This is a genomic window from Streptomyces flavusporus, from assembly GCF_046267975.1.
GTDB lineage: Bacteria > Actinomycetota > Actinomycetes > Streptomycetales > Streptomycetaceae > Streptomyces > Streptomyces flavusporus.
In genome coordinates this window covers 3,613,750-3,628,622 of the sequence record NZ_CP176503.1, presented here as the reverse complement: position 1 = coordinate 3,628,622, position 14,873 = coordinate 3,613,750, and the positions used below count along the sequence as shown (strand labels likewise).

Genomic DNA, 14,873 nt, shown 5'->3' with positions numbered 1-14,873 from the left:
GCGCGCCGTCCTTGGTTCGCCCGTCCTATGGCCCGCGCCGAGTTGCTGACCGGGATGCGCTCAACGGGGCTCGACGTGCGCGAGGTGGACAAGCCCGCCGACTTCGCGTCCGGGTTCACCGTCCAGGTGTACCCGCACGTGCGGATCCTGCCCTCGCATAGTCTCCGCATCGTCTTCGCCCCCGGCGATCCGGCGGTCCCCCGCGTCCACGCACGCGGACCCGACTGCCCCGCCCACCGCAACCCCGACGGTTCCCTGTGCCTCTGGTACCCGAAGGACGCGCCCTCGCGCCGCTGGTCGCCCGGTGACGGCGGGCGGCTCCTCGTCGCGATCATCGTCCGCCATCTGCGCTGGGAGTCTGCCTATCGCGCCACCAGCATCTGGCCGGGCTTCGAAGCACCCCACGGCCACGGTTCGCCGGGCCTCGACGAACAGGACCAAATCATTGGCTGACGCGATCAAGGCCTTCGGCCCCTACGCCGCCGTTCTCGCCGCACTCGTGACCGGCCTCATCCTCGGCGTCCAGGCGCGGATCAGCCGCCGCGCCCAGCTGCGGGAGCGGAAGCAGGAACTGTTAGCGAGCGCGTACGAGGTGAGCATCCAGTACGCGGAGATGGCGTACGCCGTGCGGCGCCGCCGCGCGGACGCCGCCGCCGAGGAGCGGGTCCGCCTGTCGGAGCAGCTGCGGGAGATCCAGGCCAGACTGACCTGGCACGAGGCGTGGGTCCGCTTCGAGGCCCCGGAGGTGGGCGCCGCGTATGACGAACTCGTCGCCCGTACGCGGACGGTGGCCGGGCGGAGCATGAAGGATGCGTGGCTCTCGCCCCCAGTGGCGGACGACACGGCGATGGTGATCCCGACGTCGGTCGTCGACCTGCGGGCGCTGGCGGATGTCCGCGAGCGGTACATGGCCGCGGTGGAGGCGCACCTTCGCCCCTGGGGCCGTGCCCGCCGCCTCCTCCCGCGCGTCCCGCGCCCGCGCCGCGCCATGCTACCCCCACCCGTGCCCGCTCCCCCGGCCGTTGGGACGGCCCCCGGTGCTCCCGGCGGCCCCGCGGGCGGCTCGCCGTGACAACTACCCGGTGAATTCCGTGCACTTGGGGAAGTGCTGGGATCACATCCACTGGTGAAGTCCGCCCCAACCCGGGCGGATCGCTCAGGGAGAAAGGTCGAGCACCCGGACGTCGGCCCCGTCCCAGGCCTTGGGCTGGACGGTGGCGACGCGTGCCCCATCCAGGCGCTCGGGGCCGGGCATGGCCACATGGTGGGTGTGGCACCAGCCCAGAGACCGCTCGTGGCCCGAGGCGGCCAAGACGGCGGCGAGATCGAGCGGATGAAAAACCACCTGGTCGAGCATGCCGAGGTGGCCGGCGAGTCCGGTGCGTACCCGGTCCGCTTCGGCGAGTGCGGCCAGCGCGACGTGGACGCGCCAGGCCCCGGTCTCGGCGGCCTGGTACAGAAGGCGGGAGGCCAGGACGTTGCCTGAGCCCAGAGCGAGCAGCGCGCTGTCGTCGAGGACTACATCGACAGGGGCGACAGGGTTCACGCGGCGCTGCCGAGCCGGCGCGTGAGCTCATCGTCCGCTGCGCGGTCCTGCTCGGGATCCGGGGCGTAGCCGGAGAGCGCGTGCAGGACTTCGAGGGTCTTCGCGACCTGCTCGTCCCGCTCGCTCTGCGTGAGGGTGTGGGTGGCGAATTCGCCGACGAGCCCCGCGATCGTGGTGTCCTTCTCGGCGGCCAGGATCGCCAGCCGGTCCCGGATGCTGCTCTCGACCTTGATCGTTGTGTGTGCCATGCCTGACAGAATACATCGGGTATACCCGCCCGGGGAGGTGATTGAGGTAGCTGCTTGCGCCTCCTCGGTCAGGGGCCGAGGGGACGGCCGGTAGGTATGATTTCGCAAGCGCGGCCCGGCAGTCCGACTCCTGAGCGACCTCCCTTCCGCCGGCGTGCGTCCGGTGCCGCTCAGGCCTCTGTACCCTTGAAGTAGTCGCCCCGCCTGAACTTCTCCGACGCCTCGCTCCAGTCCTCGGGGTGGGAAATGGGCAGCAGCCGGTGCTGCTGCTCGTGAGTGCTGTCGTACGGCGTCTGCGCCTCGAGCTTCATCCTGCTGTGGTCCTTGATGAGGAGCATCTCGACGACCTGCGCCGCGGTCTGCAGATCCGCGTCGATGGACCCCGCCGAGATGTCGGCGGGGGAGTGGACTGCGTCGCCGGACCCGTCGAGGTCGACGTAGAACCCGGCCATCTTCTCCTCGTTGGCGCGCCGGCCGGCGGTCTCCGTCTCGCTCTTCTTCTGCGCGAGGAAGGTATTCCAGCCGTCCTGCGACTCGTCCTCCGGGTGCTCGATCGCCCCGTAGTCGCCCCAGAACGCGGTGAGCTCCTGGCCGAAGACGAAGGACTCCATGTACTTCACCGCGTGGTGGCGACCGTCCGACGCGAGCCGCGGCACCTCCCGCGCATCCTCGGATCCGGTGCTCCAGGCCTGCTCGAAACCCTCGTAGATCCAAAGCGCCTTGCCCAGCTCCTCCTGCGCGAGGACCGTGAGCGAGCGGGCCCGGCCGAACGATCCCCGCTCGAGCAGGGCGTGGGCGTCCGCGATCAGCTCGGATGCGTTGTCCATGAGCGCCTTCCAGAAAGTGCGCGCTGTGTTCGGGTGTATTTCCACAGCGCGATTCTCCCGCAGTGCAGCTCTGGTCGGTCACGCATCAAGATGATGCAATCGGCAGGACTCACGAGTTCCGGTTCAACCTTTGATCGAGCAGCGGTCTGACCTGCGAGAACACTCGCTTACGAGCCGATGTGAGGGTCGCTCATGACCGTTACGGCACATGGTGGAGTTCCGCTTCAACGTCTGATTCCTCGTCAAGGAAAGTGCCTGTACTGCCTGTTGGGTGGGCGGGCGCATCTTCTGTCCGTGTGAAGTCCTCGGCTCACCGGGTGCGGTGGCGGTGGCAGGTCTGGGCGGCTGCCTGAGGAGCTGTCTCAGACCTTGACGACCTCTACGGAAGAGCCGCACAGGGCGGCAGCCTGGTCGATGATCTCCCTGGTGACGTCGTGAACGTCGGCACGGGAGAGGACCCACCTGATGCGGGCCGGGTGGATGCGCTCGTAGTCGGCCTCAAGGGTGGTCATGGCGCTGGTGGCCACGCGAATACCCTCTTCTGACGCTGCTTGGACCAGAGCCACGACGGCACGGTCCTTGCGGTAGAGCTTCGAGAGACCTTCGCTGTGGAGCAGGAGGGTGCCAGGCATCAGGCGGCGGCCCCGCCGGCCTGCCGGTGGTCGTGACGCAGCAGCGCGCGGGCGTCCTCGACCTCTTCAAGGGTGAGTGCTTCGTTGTCGGTCTCGAAGTCGGCGACGATCTCCCGGAGCTTGTCCATGGCGACTCGCTGTTCGAGGGCCTCGGCGACGTAGGCGGAGAAGCCGCCGGGGCCGACGTGGGCGCGTACGGCCTCGGCGAGGTCCTCGGGAAGGCTGATCGAATACTTCCTGCTACCGCTCATGGTGCTGATCCTGCCAGCGGTCGTAAGTTGTGGCCGTCCTGCCCAGACCGGACGGGCACCCCTCATGGGCCGGTGGGGGCGGTGGGAGGATGCGGGGACCGTGTGGCCCGGGAGCTTCCGGTGCCGAAGACGCTTCCCGCGTATCCCCTCCCCTGGCCGGGAACGGTATGGGGCAGTGGCCGGGAACCGTCGGATGTGGGTGGGACGTGGTTTCCTGGGAAGGCGCGCTGTCGTCGATGTCGGGGGAGGCAATGAAGTGCGTGACGGGGCTGCGCTCGCCGAGCAGATCGCTGAGCGGCGGGCCGGGACGGGCGATCCGCGGGCGCTCCTCGGGGAGCTGAGGCGGGCCCGGATGCTCGTACCGCTGGACCGGGGCGGGCTGTGGACGGGGCATTTCGGCGGTGTGCGCTGGGTGTTCGCGTTCACCGGCGAGGAGGCCCTCGCCCGCTTCGCGGGGTCGCGGGCGCGGGAGTCCGGGAGCGCCCAGGACAGCGCGCGCCCCTGGGAGTTCGCCGAACTGCTCGGCGCCCGGCTGCTCGACGAGATCATCCCGGCGATGGGCGAGCCCGCGGGCATCGCCGTCGACGTCGCGGACCCCGACGGGTCCATGCTCTTCCCGCCCGCCATGGGCATCGTTCCGGACGAAGCCGCCGTCGACACGCCGGACAAGCTCGTCGGCGGGACCGACGCGACCCTCGGGACCGACAAGACCGCAGGGGGCGCCGCCTGATGGGCGACGGGGCGAAGGATCTCGGTGTCGACCATTACACCGTCCAGCGGCTCACCCAGGGCCTGCGCAACGCGGTCGGTGAGCTGAAGGAGATCGGTACGAGCACCGGAGCGGTGCTCGGCAAGGGCTTCTCCGAACTGGCGATGACCGGCATGGAAGCCGGGCACCACGGCCTGTCCGTGGACTTCGAGGACTTCTGCGAGCGGTGGGAGTGGGGCGTACGAGCGCTGATCCAGGACGCCAACACCATCGCGGCGAAGCTCGGCCTGGCCGCGGGCGTGCTGTGGGAGGAGGACCAGTACGTCCAGAGCGCGCTGAAGTTCGGTGTCAACTCGATCGCCGGCGGCAGCCCGTACGCCTCCGAGGAGGACATCGCCCAGCAGGGCTGGGGCGACGTGTTCACACCGGACGCGCTGAACCCGGACTGGAGCGCCGAGTCGTGGGACCGCGCCGGTGACGAGATGGCCCAGACCTGGAAGGACACCGGGCGCGCGGTGCTCACCGAGGGGCAGGGCGGCGAGCGGTCGCGGATGCTCAACGACCTCCTCGGCATCGACCAGGAACAGTTCGACAAGGCCGTCGACGACACCTTCGGGCCGTCGCCCGAGGAGCGCGCCCAGCAGCAACAGCAGCAGAACGACGGCGGGGGGAACTGACGTATGGGCATCGGGGATTTCGTCAGTGACATCACGCCGGATGTCGTCGAGGACGCGGTCGAGGACGGCGCCGAGTGGGTCGGCAACCGGGTCGAGGACGCCGGCAACTGGACGGCGGACCGGCTCCAGGACGTCGGCTGGGAGTCCGGTGCGGACTGGGTGCGCGAGCAGTCGCGTTCACTGGCGAACCGGATGGGTGCCGAGGTCGACGAGATGGACCTCGGGCAGACCGAGGACAAGACCAAGCTCATCCACGGCTCGCCGGGCAAGCTGCGCTCCACCGCGTCCCACCTGCGTGACTTCACGGATTCGTTCAACGATGTCGGGCTCGGTCTCGAAGGGCTCGACTCGGACTCCCTACAGGGTCAGGCGGCGGACGCGTTCCGCCGGACGGTGAAACTGGAGCCGCCCAAGTGGTACAAGGGCGCGGACGCGTTCGAGGGAGCGGCGAAGGCGCTGGAGTCGTTCGCGGACACGGTGACCTGGGGCAGGGCCAGGCGCAGCTCGCGATCGACAAGTGGAAGGAAGGCACGAAGGCCTCGGCGGACGCCCTGGACGCGCACAACAAGAAGGTCGACGACTACAACAACGCCGTCGACAAGTACAACGCGACGCCCGCCGACAAGCGTGACCCCGCCACACTGCCGCCGAAGCCGGGCGAGTTCTCCGACCCCGGCAAGGCGAAGATGCAGGAGGCGCAGGACATCCTCGCCGAGGCGCGCAGGCAGCGGAACTCCGCCGCCGAGACCGCCCGTAAAGCCGTGCAGGAGGCCCGGGACGCGGCCCCACCCAAGCCTTCCTACGGCGAACAGCTGAAGGACGGGCTCGACGAGCTCGAACTGATGAAGGCCCACTTCACCATGGGCGCGGTCAAGGGCACCGCGGGCATCGTGAACTTCGTCCGGGGCATCAACCCGCTGGACCCGTACAACATCACGCATCCGGCCGAGTACGTCACCAATCTCAACAGCACCGTCGCCGGACTCGTCCAGGTCGCCAACGACCCCTGGGGCACCGGCAAGCAGATGCTGGACAACTTCATGAAGGACCCGGCGGAAGGGCTCGGCACGCTTGTGCCGGACGCGGTCCTCACCGTCGCGACGGGTGGCGCCGGAGCCGCCGTGAAGGGCGTGAGGCTCACGGACGAGCTCGCGGACGCCGCCAAGGCGCGCCGCGCCGACGACCTCAGGGAGACCGTCCGCAGGCCCGACGGCAAGCGGTGCGGCCGTGAGCCCGTCGACTTCGCGACCGGCCGCATGTTCCTGCCGCAGGAGGACGTGCTGCTGCCGGGCAGCCTGCCGCTGCTGTTCCGCAGGGACTTCGAGTCCTCGTACCGGGCGGGCCGCTGGTTCGGCGAGAGCTGGTCATCGACGATCGACCAGCGCCTGACCGTCGACCCGATCGGTGTCGTCTTCCACGGTGAGGACAACCTGCTCGTCCCGTATCCGCACCCCGCCCCCGGCACGCCGGTGCTCCCCGAGGCGGGGCCGCGTTGGCCGCTGGAACGGCACACCGACGGCAGTTACACGCTCACCGATCCGGACACGGGCATCGTCCGGCACTTTCTCGCCCCGCCCGGCGCCGAGCCGGGAGACAACGGCTCCGCACCGCTCGCCGAGATCGCTGACCGCAACGGGCGCACGATCACCGCCGAGTACGACGAGGAGGGCGCCCCGCTCGCCCTCACCCACTCGGGGGGCTACCGCCTCACGTTCACCACGGAGAACCGCCGGATCACCTCGCTGAGCCTCGGCGGCACCGAGATCGCCAGGTACGGATACAGCGAGGAAGGCCATCTCACCGAGGTCACCAAGTCCTCCGGCATCCCCACCCGGTTCGCTTACGACACCGAAGGCCGCATCGTCGCCTGGACCGACACGAACGGCTCCAGCTACAGCTTCGTGTACGACGACAGGGACCGGTGCGTGTCCCAGACCGGCGCCGAGGGACATCTGCGCTCGGAGTTCCACTACAGCGACCCGCACCCCGACACCGGCCTGACCACCACCACGGTCACCGACTCCCTCGGCCACACCTGGCGCTACACGGTCAACCGCCACCTCCAGGTCGTCGCCGAGACCTGGCCCACGGGCGCGACGATCCGGTACGCCTACGACCGCGACGACCGGCTGCTGTCCCGTATCGACCCTCCCCCGCGAGCGGGGGGACCCCCAGGCGCGCGCACCGAGTTCCGCTGGGACGACGAGGGCCGTCTCGTCTCGGTGACCCGCCCCGACGGCAGCGTGCAGACGGCGGCCTACGGCAGCGACGGCCGCCCGGTCGAGCTGGTCCAGCCGGGCGGGCTGCGCTGGAAGCAGGAGTTCGACGAACGCGGCAACCGGGTCGCGGTCACCAACCCCGCCGGGCGCACCACCCGCTACACCCACGACGCGCTCGGCCACGTCACCTCGGTCACCGACCCTCCCCCGCGAGCGGGGGGACCCCCAGGCGCCACGACCCTGCTGCGCCACAATGCCGCGGGCCTTCTCATGGCCCAGACGGCCCCGGACGGCGGTACGACGTCGTACGTGCGGGACGCCTTCGGCCGGATCACCGAGCGCACCGGACCGAGCGGCGGCACCGCCCGCTTCGAGTGGACCCCTGAGGGCCGGCTCGCGCGGTTCACGGGCCCGGACGGCGCCGTGGAGTCGTGGACGTACGACGGCGAGGGCAACTGCCTCAGCCACACCGACCCCGAGGGCCGCACCACGACCTTCGAGTACACCCACTTCGACCTGCTCACGGCCCGCACCGACCCCGACGGCACCCGCCACGAGTTCACGCACGACACCGAGCTGCGCCTCACCGAGGTCCGCAACCCCCTGGGCCTGCGGTGGAGCTACACCTACGACCCGGTCGGCAACCTCGTCGCCGAGACCGACTTCGACGGCCGCACCATCGCCTACGACGTCGATCCGCTCGGCCGGGTGCTGACCCGTACCACCCCGCTCGGCGCGGCCGTCCGCTACGAGCGGGACGTGCTCGGCCAGGTCGTCCGCAAGGACGCCGGCGGCGCCGTGACGACGTACGAGTACGACCCCGCGGGCCGGCTGCTGCGGGCCATCGGGCCCGACGCGGAGCTGATGTACGCGTACGACCGTCGGGGCCACGTCAAGACCGAGCTGGTCGACGGGCGTGCGCTGTCGTTCTCGTACGACGCGGCCGGGCGCCGCACCCGGCGTGTCACCCCGAGCGGCCATGTCACCTCGTACACGCACGACAGCGCGGGCCGTGTCGCCGCGCTGACCGTCGCGGGCCACGACATCGTGTTCACGCGTGATGCCGCGGGGCGCGAGCTGACCCGCAGCGTCGGGGAGACGCTGACGCTGACGTCGGACTGGGACGCCGCGGGCCGACTCACCGCCCAGGAGATCGCGCGCGGTGGCCACCGGCTGAACCTGCGGACGTACGCCTACCGCGAGGACGGCCATCTCGTCGCGGTCGACGACGCCCTGCGCGGCCCGCGCCGCTTCGGCCTGGACGCGACGGGCCGGGTCACCGCCGTCACGGCCGACCGGTGGAGCGAGTCCTACGCGTACGACAGCGGCGGCAACAACATCTCCGCCGCCTGGCCGGACCGCCACGCCAGTGGCGACGCGCGCGGCAAGCGCTCCTACACCGGCACCCGGATCACGGAGGCCGGGGCCAACCGCTACGCGTACGACGACGCCGGCCGGCTGATCCGCCGCTCGAAGACCCGGCTGTCGAAGAAGCGTGACGTGTGGACGTACGCGTACGACGCCGAGGACCGGCTCACCGAGGTCACGACCCCGGACGGCACTCTGTGGCGCTACCGGTACGACCCGCTCGGCCGGCGCATCGCCAAGGAACGCATGGCGGCCGACGGCCAGGCGGTGGCCGAGCGCACGTGCTTCGTCTGGGACGGTCCCGTGCTCGCGGAGCAGACCACGGAGATCCCCGGCGAGCTGCCTCACCACACCACGCTGAGCTGGGACCACGAGGGCCTGACCCCTGTCGCCCAGACCGAACGGCTCACCGACGCGGCCACCCAGCGGGAGATCGACGCGCGGTTCTTCGCGATCGCGACCGACCTCATCGGCACCCCGACCGAGCTCATCGGCGAGGACGGGCGCATCGCCTGGCAGAGCCGCACCACGCTGTGGGGCATCACGACGTGGAACGCCAACGCGTCCGCGTACACACCGCTGCGGTTCCCCGGCCAGTACTTCGACCCGGAGACCGGCCTCCACTACAACCACCACCGCTACTACGACCCGCAGACCGCCCGGTACACCACGCCCGACCCGCTGGGCCTCGCGCCCGCGCCCAACCCGACGGCGTACGTGCACAACCCGCACCGGTTCAGCGATCCGCTGGGCCTCGCGCCGTACGAGGACAACGGGGGGCTCGGCGAACTCATCGAGGTCAACAAGCCCGACGCCGACGCGGACAAGCTGGCCGAGAAGCTCGGCGGAGAGCCCCGCAGGAGATTCGCGAACGACCCGGACGGACGTGAGTTCGACGCGATCAGCGACGAGTACGTGGCCCAGGCGAAGCCCGCGGACTTCACCCTGAACAAGAAGTTCCGCAAGCAGGCGCAAGCCACGTTCGAGGCGGCGATCCAGAGTGGCCGCACGCCGTACTTCCAGTTCGACGGACCGCCCGGACCAGGCGTGATCGATAAGCTCCAGGAATACGGACGCCGGTACGGCGTCGAGCCGGTGATCGACACGACTCCGCTGGAGTGAGGGCATGTACGAGTTCCATGGCTGGTTCGGTATCTCCGAGGACCCGTACGAGGACGACCCGCAGTCTCTGAGGGCGGGTGTCGAGGAGCTGCGTGCGCGGATCGACGCGGTCCAGTGGTCCTCCAGCTGCAAGGTCGTGCTCGACGTCTTCAACGGGCTGGACGTCGTCACGGCCACCGGCCACACCAACCACATCGGCTACGAGGCCGGGCAGCTGGACGAACTGGTGGCGTACATCGCGCGCCGCTTCCCCGGCTCGTGGGGGCTGCTCTACGACCGCTCCGACGAAGGCGACATCCCGAACGCCGACAACGCGTTCCGGGTGCGCGTCATGCGCAGGGGGGTCGTCGAGGAGCGCCTGGATCCGTTCCTCTCGCCGTGCAATCCGGTGATCGAGGACTGAGCCCTACGAGGCCCGCCGGGAGCCGCCCGGACGAGGGGCCGGACCGACACGTACGGTCCGGCCCCTCGGCCTTCTCCGGTGTCCGCGCCTTCTCCAGGAGCTGGTGGTGATGGGTGCCGGCGACGACCAGGCTCTCAGAGGGAGCCTCGTCCAGGAACAACACGAACGAGTTCAAGATCCTGCGGGCCGCGCCGACGTCATTGCCCGCCGCTCGCTCGGCGCCAAGGGCGTCAAACTCGTCGAACAGGTAGACGGCTCGGGTCTGGGCTACCGCGTCGGACACCAGACGCAGCTTTGCGGCAGTCCCTCCCATAGACCGGCTGATCAGACCGTCCAACGCCGCGGCGGTCATGCTCCTGGGTGTCTGGGTGGCCCGCTGGTAAGAAGACTGATGAGTTCGCCGCGGGGCTGCGCTACCGGGGTTGCGGCACTCCGACTGCCGGCTCTGATCTGCTTCTGCTGGGCGACACTGTAGAAGAGGTCGTCGTCGGCTTCGGCGTGCGCGTGCACGAGAGCTTTCAGGTGCTCGGCGTTCGCTGCCATACGCCTGTCACTCTTCCGATGCCAGCCACCCGTTAGGGAGGACTCCCCAGGAGTTGGTGGACACCTGCGCACTCATCGCACGGCCCCGGGCTGAAGGCTGCTGCCCGGACTGCGTCTACTGGCTGAGAAGTCTGCGTACTGCAGATCATGCTCGACAGTTGCGGGTGTTCCTTCACGCACTGCGCCTCGCGTGAGCGAGAGCCGAGCCGGTCGGGGCCTACGGGAGATGCCGAGCTTCATCCGGGTGCGCTGGCAGGTCAGCTCGAAAGCACGCAGGGGCGACTGCCGTGCCACTTTCGTTCCGCTCAAAAACCGGGTCGAGGGCGAGTACCGCGACGTTCCCGCCGCCCCGAGCCTCGGAGAGGAGATCGACGCGGATCTGGCGCAGTGGGTTCCGGCGCCGGTCGCCTTGATCAGTCCGTCCCGCGGGCATCGGCGGCTGTCGGTGCTCTTCGCTCCCAGCGAGCGCGGCAAGGGCATGATGCCCATCGCGTCGGCGTACGACTACGTCTGGCACCGCTGCCGGTAGATCCTGCAGAACGCCATGCGGCCCGCGCCCCCAGTCGACCCTCCTCCGATACGGACGCCAGCCCGTTGCCTGCACGCAAGCCGCGCGGGGGACCAGTGGGGTGTCTGAGTTGCATGGTGCTGGGATGGAGCGCCCGTGCTGGGATGGTGCTGGGAGATCTGACGCGCCATCGCCTCGCGCCCCGTCCTCACGCCTCCCTGATCCGGTTCGCGCCGATCCGAGGGGTGCGCGTCCGAGTTGCCGTGCGGTTCTCAATCTCGGGGCCTGAGCCGCGAGGGTGCACTACGGTAAACGTAGATTCTATCTACGTAATATCGAAACTGCGTTTGCATTCCGGTCGAGGCGGTGGGCTGTGAGCGGCTTCAAGGGCAGGGCGCTGGACCTGGAGCGGCTGGATCGCCAGCTGGGTCGGGTGGCCCAGGGTGGTGGGACCACGCGCGGTCAGGCTGTGATCATGACGGGGCGGCGGCGGGTGGGGAAGTCGCGGCTGGCCCAGGAGTTCTGTGATCGATCCGGGCTGCCATACGTGGTCTTCCAGGCCACGCGAGGCCGTAACCCTGTGGCCGAGCGGGCTGATTTCATCGCTACGCTCGCGCAGTCGCCGCTGTCGGGGGCGGAGTTGGTGGCCGGGCTGCAGGCCGGCGACTGGAACCAGGCGCTGCGGTCCCTGGCCGTCGCGCTGCCCGACGACGCCCCGAGCATCGCGGTGATCGACGAGGTGCCGTGGTTGGTGGAGCAGGACCGAGAGTTCGAGGGCGCGCTGCAGACGGTCTGGGATCGCCACCTGTCCGCCAAGCCCGTGCTGCTGATCCTGGTCGGCAGCGATATCTCCGTGATGGAGGCGTTGCAGTCCCATAGTCGCCCGTTCTTCGGGCGGGCCACGATGACCGTCGATCCGCTGCACCTGGGGGACGTGCAGGCCGCCACCGGGCTGGGCGCGGCAGAGGCGGTGGACGCCCTGCTGATCACCGGGGGGTTCCCGGAGATCGTCCAGTCCTGGCGGCCGGGAATGAGCCGTACCGACTTCCTGGCCGAGGCCGTGGCCAACCCGCTCTCGCCGCTGCTGGTGGCGGGCGAGCTGTCGCTGCTGGGCGAGTTCCCCGAGGCGTCCCACGCCCGGGCGGTGCTGGAGGCTGTGGGCACCGGCGAGCGGACGTTCTCCACCATCGCGGCCCAGGCCGGCGGGGCCGGCGCACTGCCCTCCGGGGTGCTGACTCCGCTGCTGAACACGTTGCTGGGCAAGCGGGTGCTGACCGCCGACCTCCCGCTGTCGGCCAAATCCGACCGTAAGAACAAGCGCTACCGCATCGCCGACCCCTACCTGCGCTTCTGGCTGGCCTTTCTGCAGCGCGGCCTGCCGCTGATCGAACGTGGCCGGGGCGACCTGGCGCTGGAGCGCATCGAGCGGGGCTGGACCAGCTGGCGCGGACGGGCGGTGGAGCCGATCGTCCGCGAGTCGTTGCTGCGGCTGCTGCCCGACGAGGCGTGGCCGGGCACCGAGGCGGTAGGCGGCTGGTGGAACCGGCAGAACAACCCCGAGATCGACCTGATCGGCGCCGACCGGGAGCCGGTGGCCGGGCGGGTGCACTTCCTCGGCTCCATCAAGTGGCTGGAGGACCGGCCGTTCGACCGCCACGACTACGACGCCCTGGTCCGCGACATGCTCGCCGTGCCGGGCGCGGGAACGGACACCCCTCTCGTCGCGGTCGCACGCAGCGGCATTGCCTGCGGCCTGCCGCTCGCGGCGCACTGGGGTCCGGAGGACCTCGTACGCGCCTGGCGGTGACCAGTCGGCGCCTGCCCTCTGGGGTAGTGGCGGATGCCGGCACGCTCCCGTGCTGAGAGCGTGCTGGGATGGCCTGCTCCAGAACCGGGTCTTCGCAGGTGGGAACTCGGCGCAAGATATCCCGCTTCGGTGTATGGCCTCCACCATGTCGCTGACCTGGGGAAATAGGATTCCGAAGTACAAGTGGCTTGCGATGCCGGGTTGGGTCGGGCCGTCGCTGATCATTGACTGACGGCAACCAACAAGCTCCTCGTGTCGGTCGCGGGCGACCGGGCCAAGACCCGTAACCTGCGGCGCGATCCGCGATCCGCGATCCGCGATCCGCGATCCGCGATCCGCGAGGCGTGTACCACGTGAGCTCCGCCGCTGGCTGGTCATACGTCGTCGTCGAGGGCGCCGCCGAGCTGTCCCCCGTCGCGAAGGACCCACAGGACGAGACCGTCGAGGAGCTGGTCGCCTTGTACAAGTCCAGCGCGACGCATTTCGTCGGTGTGTAGGAGGTCGAGTGAAGAAGAGTCTGCCGGCCAAGCCGGATGACGTGGTCGACCGGGACCGGGAGTGGGAGCTGCTCACGGAGTTCCTCACCGATCCGGACCCGGCGATGCGGCTCGGTATCGTGTCCGGGCGGCGGAGGCACGGGAAGTCGTACCTGCTCCAGGCCCTGTCCGGGCAGGTCGGCGGCCTGTACGTCACAGCGGTGCGGGAGGAAGGGCGGCTGCCCGCGATCCAGCGGTTCAGTGACGCGGTCGCCACCCACGCCGGCCTGAGGCCGGGGAGTCTGCGGCTGACCGACTGGCGTGACGTCCTGTCCAACGCCCTTGATGTGACTGCCCGTTCGTCGTACCCGCTCCTGGTGATCGACGAGTTGCCGTACCTGCTCCGGCACTCGCCCGAAATCCCGGGTCTGCTTCAGCAGCTCTACGACGAGCGTCAGCGCGGCGCCCGGTCCGGTGCCGGTCCGGGGCCGCGGCTGATCCTGTGCGGCTCCGCGACGAGCGTCATGCGCGAACTACTCTCGGGGACCAAGCCGCTGCGGGGACGTGCCGTGGTCGATCTACGGCGGGGTGCCTTCGACTACCGGGACAGCCGGGCCTTCTGGCAGATCGCCGACCCGCTGACCGCGCTGAAGGTGCACGCGGTCCTCGGCGGGGCCCCGGCTACCGGCCGGTGGCTGCCCGTCCGCACCCGGACGACGGCTTCGACGCCTGGCTCACCCGGACGCTGCTCGCCCCGGGGAGGGCGGTGTACTCGCGGATCGAGACCGAGTACCTGCTGCGCGAGGACCCGAGGATCACGCAGCACACGCTGTATTACGGCATCCTCACCGCGATCGCGCACGGGGCCACCACCCCCAGCAAGATCGGTGCCGCCCTGGAGCGCCCGCGCAACGCCGTTGCCCACCCCTCGGAGGACTGGAATCCACCGGCTACATCCAGCGGGAACAGGACATTCTCCGCTCCAGGCACCCCGTCATCACCCTCGCCGACCCCGTCATCCGCTTCAACCAGCTCATCACCCCGCCCGTGCCGCGGCCGTGGAGCAGGGCTTCGCCGAGCAGGTGTGGCAACAGGCCACTCCGACCTTCAACTCCAAGATCCTTGGCCCGCACTTCGAGGACCTGGCCCGCGACTTCACCCGCCGCTACGCCCACACCCTGCTGCCCGGTGGGCTGCCCGGCCCGGTCGGCACCACCGAGGTCGCCGACCAGGCCGCCCGGACGAAGCACGAGGTCGACGTCATCGCCCTGGCCGCCGACGAGCGCCCGCAGGCCCCCCCCGCGCGAAGATCGCGCTCCTGGGTGAGGCCAAGGCGACCGTGGCCCGCCGGGGGATCGGTGACCTGGAGCGCCTGGAGCGCATCAGGGCCCTGCTCGCGGATCAGGGATACGACACCGCCGCCACCACCCTGGCCCTGTACTCCCTGCACGGCTTCTACCCCGACCTGGTCGACCTGGCCGACCGCCGAGAAGACCTCCTTCTGGTCGATCTGCCCACGCTTTACGGCAGCTGACAC

Annotated in this window: 14 protein-coding genes and 3 pseudogenes; 11 read left to right on the top strand and 6 right to left on the bottom strand. The window is 70.0% G+C overall.

Annotation, left to right across the window (positions count from 1 at the left end; all coding sequences use genetic code 11):
- The first annotated feature begins 27 nt into the window (after nt 1-27).
- Together ACKTSN_RS17080 and ACKTSN_RS17075 are read left to right on the top strand one after the other, a co-directional pair.
- Nucleotides 28-453, top strand: a complete 426-nt coding sequence (locus ACKTSN_RS17080; RefSeq protein WP_409469913.1) for a hypothetical protein — start codon at nt 28-30, stop codon at nt 451-453.
- Entirely contained in the window at nt 446-1,072 is a 627-nt protein-coding gene (locus tag ACKTSN_RS17075; protein ID WP_409469912.1) for a hypothetical protein, read from the top strand. Before ACKTSN_RS17080 ends, ACKTSN_RS17075 begins: the two co-directional genes overlap by 8 nt.
- 84 nt (nt 1,073-1,156) lie before the next feature.
- Here ACKTSN_RS17075 and ACKTSN_RS17070 read toward each other — a convergent pair whose 3' ends face one another.
- From ACKTSN_RS17070 to ACKTSN_RS17050, 5 genes and pseudogenes are all read right to left on the bottom strand, one after another.
- On the bottom strand, nt 1,157-1,546 hold the full coding sequence (locus ACKTSN_RS17070; protein WP_409469911.1) for a hypothetical protein: 390 nt from the start codon (nt 1,544-1,546) through the stop codon (nt 1,157-1,159).
- On the bottom strand, nt 1,543-1,794 hold the full coding sequence (locus ACKTSN_RS17065) for a hypothetical protein (RefSeq protein WP_356656928.1): 252 nt from the start codon (nt 1,792-1,794) through the stop codon (nt 1,543-1,545). Before ACKTSN_RS17065 ends, ACKTSN_RS17070 begins: the two co-directional genes overlap by 4 nt.
- Before the next feature lie 170 nt (nt 1,795-1,964).
- Nucleotides 1,965-2,666 carry an AbiV family abortive infection protein gene (locus ACKTSN_RS17060; protein WP_409469910.1) on the bottom strand — a complete coding sequence of 234 codons (702 nt, stop codon included), beginning with the start codon at nt 2,664-2,666 and terminating at the stop codon, nt 1,965-1,967.
- Between the two features lie 350 nt (nt 2,667-3,016).
- A pseudogene (locus tag ACKTSN_RS17055) lies at nt 3,017-3,253 on the bottom strand (DNA-binding protein); the annotation flags it as partial.
- Nucleotides 3,253-3,504, bottom strand: a complete 252-nt coding sequence (locus ACKTSN_RS17050) for a hypothetical protein (RefSeq protein ID WP_409469909.1) — start codon at nt 3,502-3,504, stop codon at nt 3,253-3,255. The gene ACKTSN_RS17050 and the pseudogene ACKTSN_RS17055, both read right to left, overlap by 1 nt.
- Nucleotides 3,505-3,760: 256 nt before the next feature.
- On the opposite strand from ACKTSN_RS17050, the gene ACKTSN_RS17045 reads away from it, so the two are divergent.
- The 5 genes from ACKTSN_RS17045 to ACKTSN_RS17025 are packed head-to-tail and all read left to right on the top strand — an operon-like array spanning nt 3,761 to nt 10,002.
- Entirely contained in the window at nt 3,761-4,234 is a 474-nt protein-coding gene (locus ACKTSN_RS17045) for a hypothetical protein (protein ID WP_409469908.1), read from the top strand.
- On the top strand, nt 4,231-4,890 hold the full coding sequence (locus tag ACKTSN_RS17040; RefSeq protein ID WP_409474850.1) for a hypothetical protein: 660 nt from the start codon (nt 4,231-4,233) through the stop codon (nt 4,888-4,890). The genes ACKTSN_RS17045 and ACKTSN_RS17040 overlap by 4 nt, the downstream gene beginning before the upstream one ends.
- 3 nt (nt 4,891-4,893) lie before the next feature.
- Nucleotides 4,894-5,706 carry a putative T7SS-secreted protein gene (locus ACKTSN_RS17035; RefSeq protein WP_409469907.1) on the top strand — a complete coding sequence of 271 codons (813 nt, stop codon included), beginning with the start codon at nt 4,894-4,896 and terminating at the stop codon, nt 5,704-5,706.
- Entirely contained in the window at nt 5,595-9,599 is a 4,005-nt protein-coding gene (locus tag ACKTSN_RS17030; RefSeq protein ID WP_409474849.1) for an RHS repeat-associated core domain-containing protein, read from the top strand. Before ACKTSN_RS17035 ends, ACKTSN_RS17030 begins: the two co-directional genes overlap by 112 nt.
- Before the next feature lie 4 nt (nt 9,600-9,603).
- On the top strand, nt 9,604-10,002 hold the full coding sequence (locus ACKTSN_RS17025) for an Imm7 family immunity protein (protein ID WP_409469906.1): 399 nt from the start codon (nt 9,604-9,606) through the stop codon (nt 10,000-10,002).
- On the opposite strand, the gene ACKTSN_RS17020 is transcribed toward ACKTSN_RS17025, so the two are convergent.
- Nucleotides 9,929-10,315: an AAA family ATPase gene (locus ACKTSN_RS17020; protein WP_409474848.1), complete on the bottom strand. Its 387-nt coding sequence runs from the start codon at nt 10,313-10,315 to the stop codon at nt 9,929-9,931. The two genes, ACKTSN_RS17025 and ACKTSN_RS17020, sit on opposite strands and share 74 nt — an antisense overlap.
- Nucleotides 10,316-10,771: 456 nt before the next feature.
- On the opposite strand from ACKTSN_RS17020, the gene ACKTSN_RS17015 reads away from it, so the two are divergent.
- From ACKTSN_RS17015 to ACKTSN_RS17000, 4 genes and pseudogenes are all read left to right on the top strand, one after another.
- Nucleotides 10,772-11,074 carry a hypothetical protein gene (locus ACKTSN_RS17015; protein ID WP_409469905.1) on the top strand — a complete coding sequence of 101 codons (303 nt, stop codon included), beginning with the start codon at nt 10,772-10,774 and terminating at the stop codon, nt 11,072-11,074.
- Nucleotides 11,075-11,426: 352 nt separating this feature from the next.
- Nucleotides 11,427-12,860, top strand: coding sequence for an ATP-binding protein (locus ACKTSN_RS17010; RefSeq protein ID WP_409469904.1), 1,434 nt, complete (start codon nt 11,427-11,429; stop codon nt 12,858-12,860).
- A gap of 252 nt (nt 12,861-13,112) precedes the next feature.
- Nucleotides 13,113-13,327 (top strand): annotated as a pseudogene (locus tag ACKTSN_RS17005) (hypothetical protein); the annotation flags it as partial.
- Between the two features lie 38 nt (nt 13,328-13,365).
- A pseudogene (locus tag ACKTSN_RS17000) lies at nt 13,366-14,870 on the top strand (AAA family ATPase).
- Nucleotides 14,871-14,873 lie beyond the last annotated feature (3 nt).

What these genes read in the sequence shown, in the direction of transcription:
- ACKTSN_RS17080 (WP_409469913.1), top strand. Translation starts at nt 28, where the DNA reads ATGGCCCGCGCCGAGTTGCTGACCGGGATGCGCTCAACGGGGCTCGAC.
- ACKTSN_RS17065 (WP_356656928.1), bottom strand. Translation starts at nt 1,794, where the DNA reads ATGGCACACACAACGATCAAGGTCGAGAGCAGCATCCGGGACCGGCTG.
- ACKTSN_RS17050 (WP_409469909.1), bottom strand. Translation starts at nt 3,504, where the DNA reads ATGAGCGGTAGCAGGAAGTATTCGATCAGCCTTCCCGAGGACCTCGCC.
- ACKTSN_RS17035 (WP_409469907.1), top strand. Translation starts at nt 4,894, where the DNA reads ATGGGCATCGGGGATTTCGTCAGTGACATCACGCCGGATGTCGTCGAG.
- ACKTSN_RS17025 (WP_409469906.1), top strand. Translation starts at nt 9,604, where the DNA reads ATGTACGAGTTCCATGGCTGGTTCGGTATCTCCGAGGACCCGTACGAG.
- ACKTSN_RS17020 (WP_409474848.1), bottom strand. Translation starts at nt 10,315, where the DNA reads ATGGGAGGGACTGCCGCAAAGCTGCGTCTGGTGTCCGACGCGGTAGCC.
- ACKTSN_RS17015 (WP_409469905.1), top strand. Translation starts at nt 10,772, where the DNA reads ATGCCGAGCTTCATCCGGGTGCGCTGGCAGGTCAGCTCGAAAGCACGC.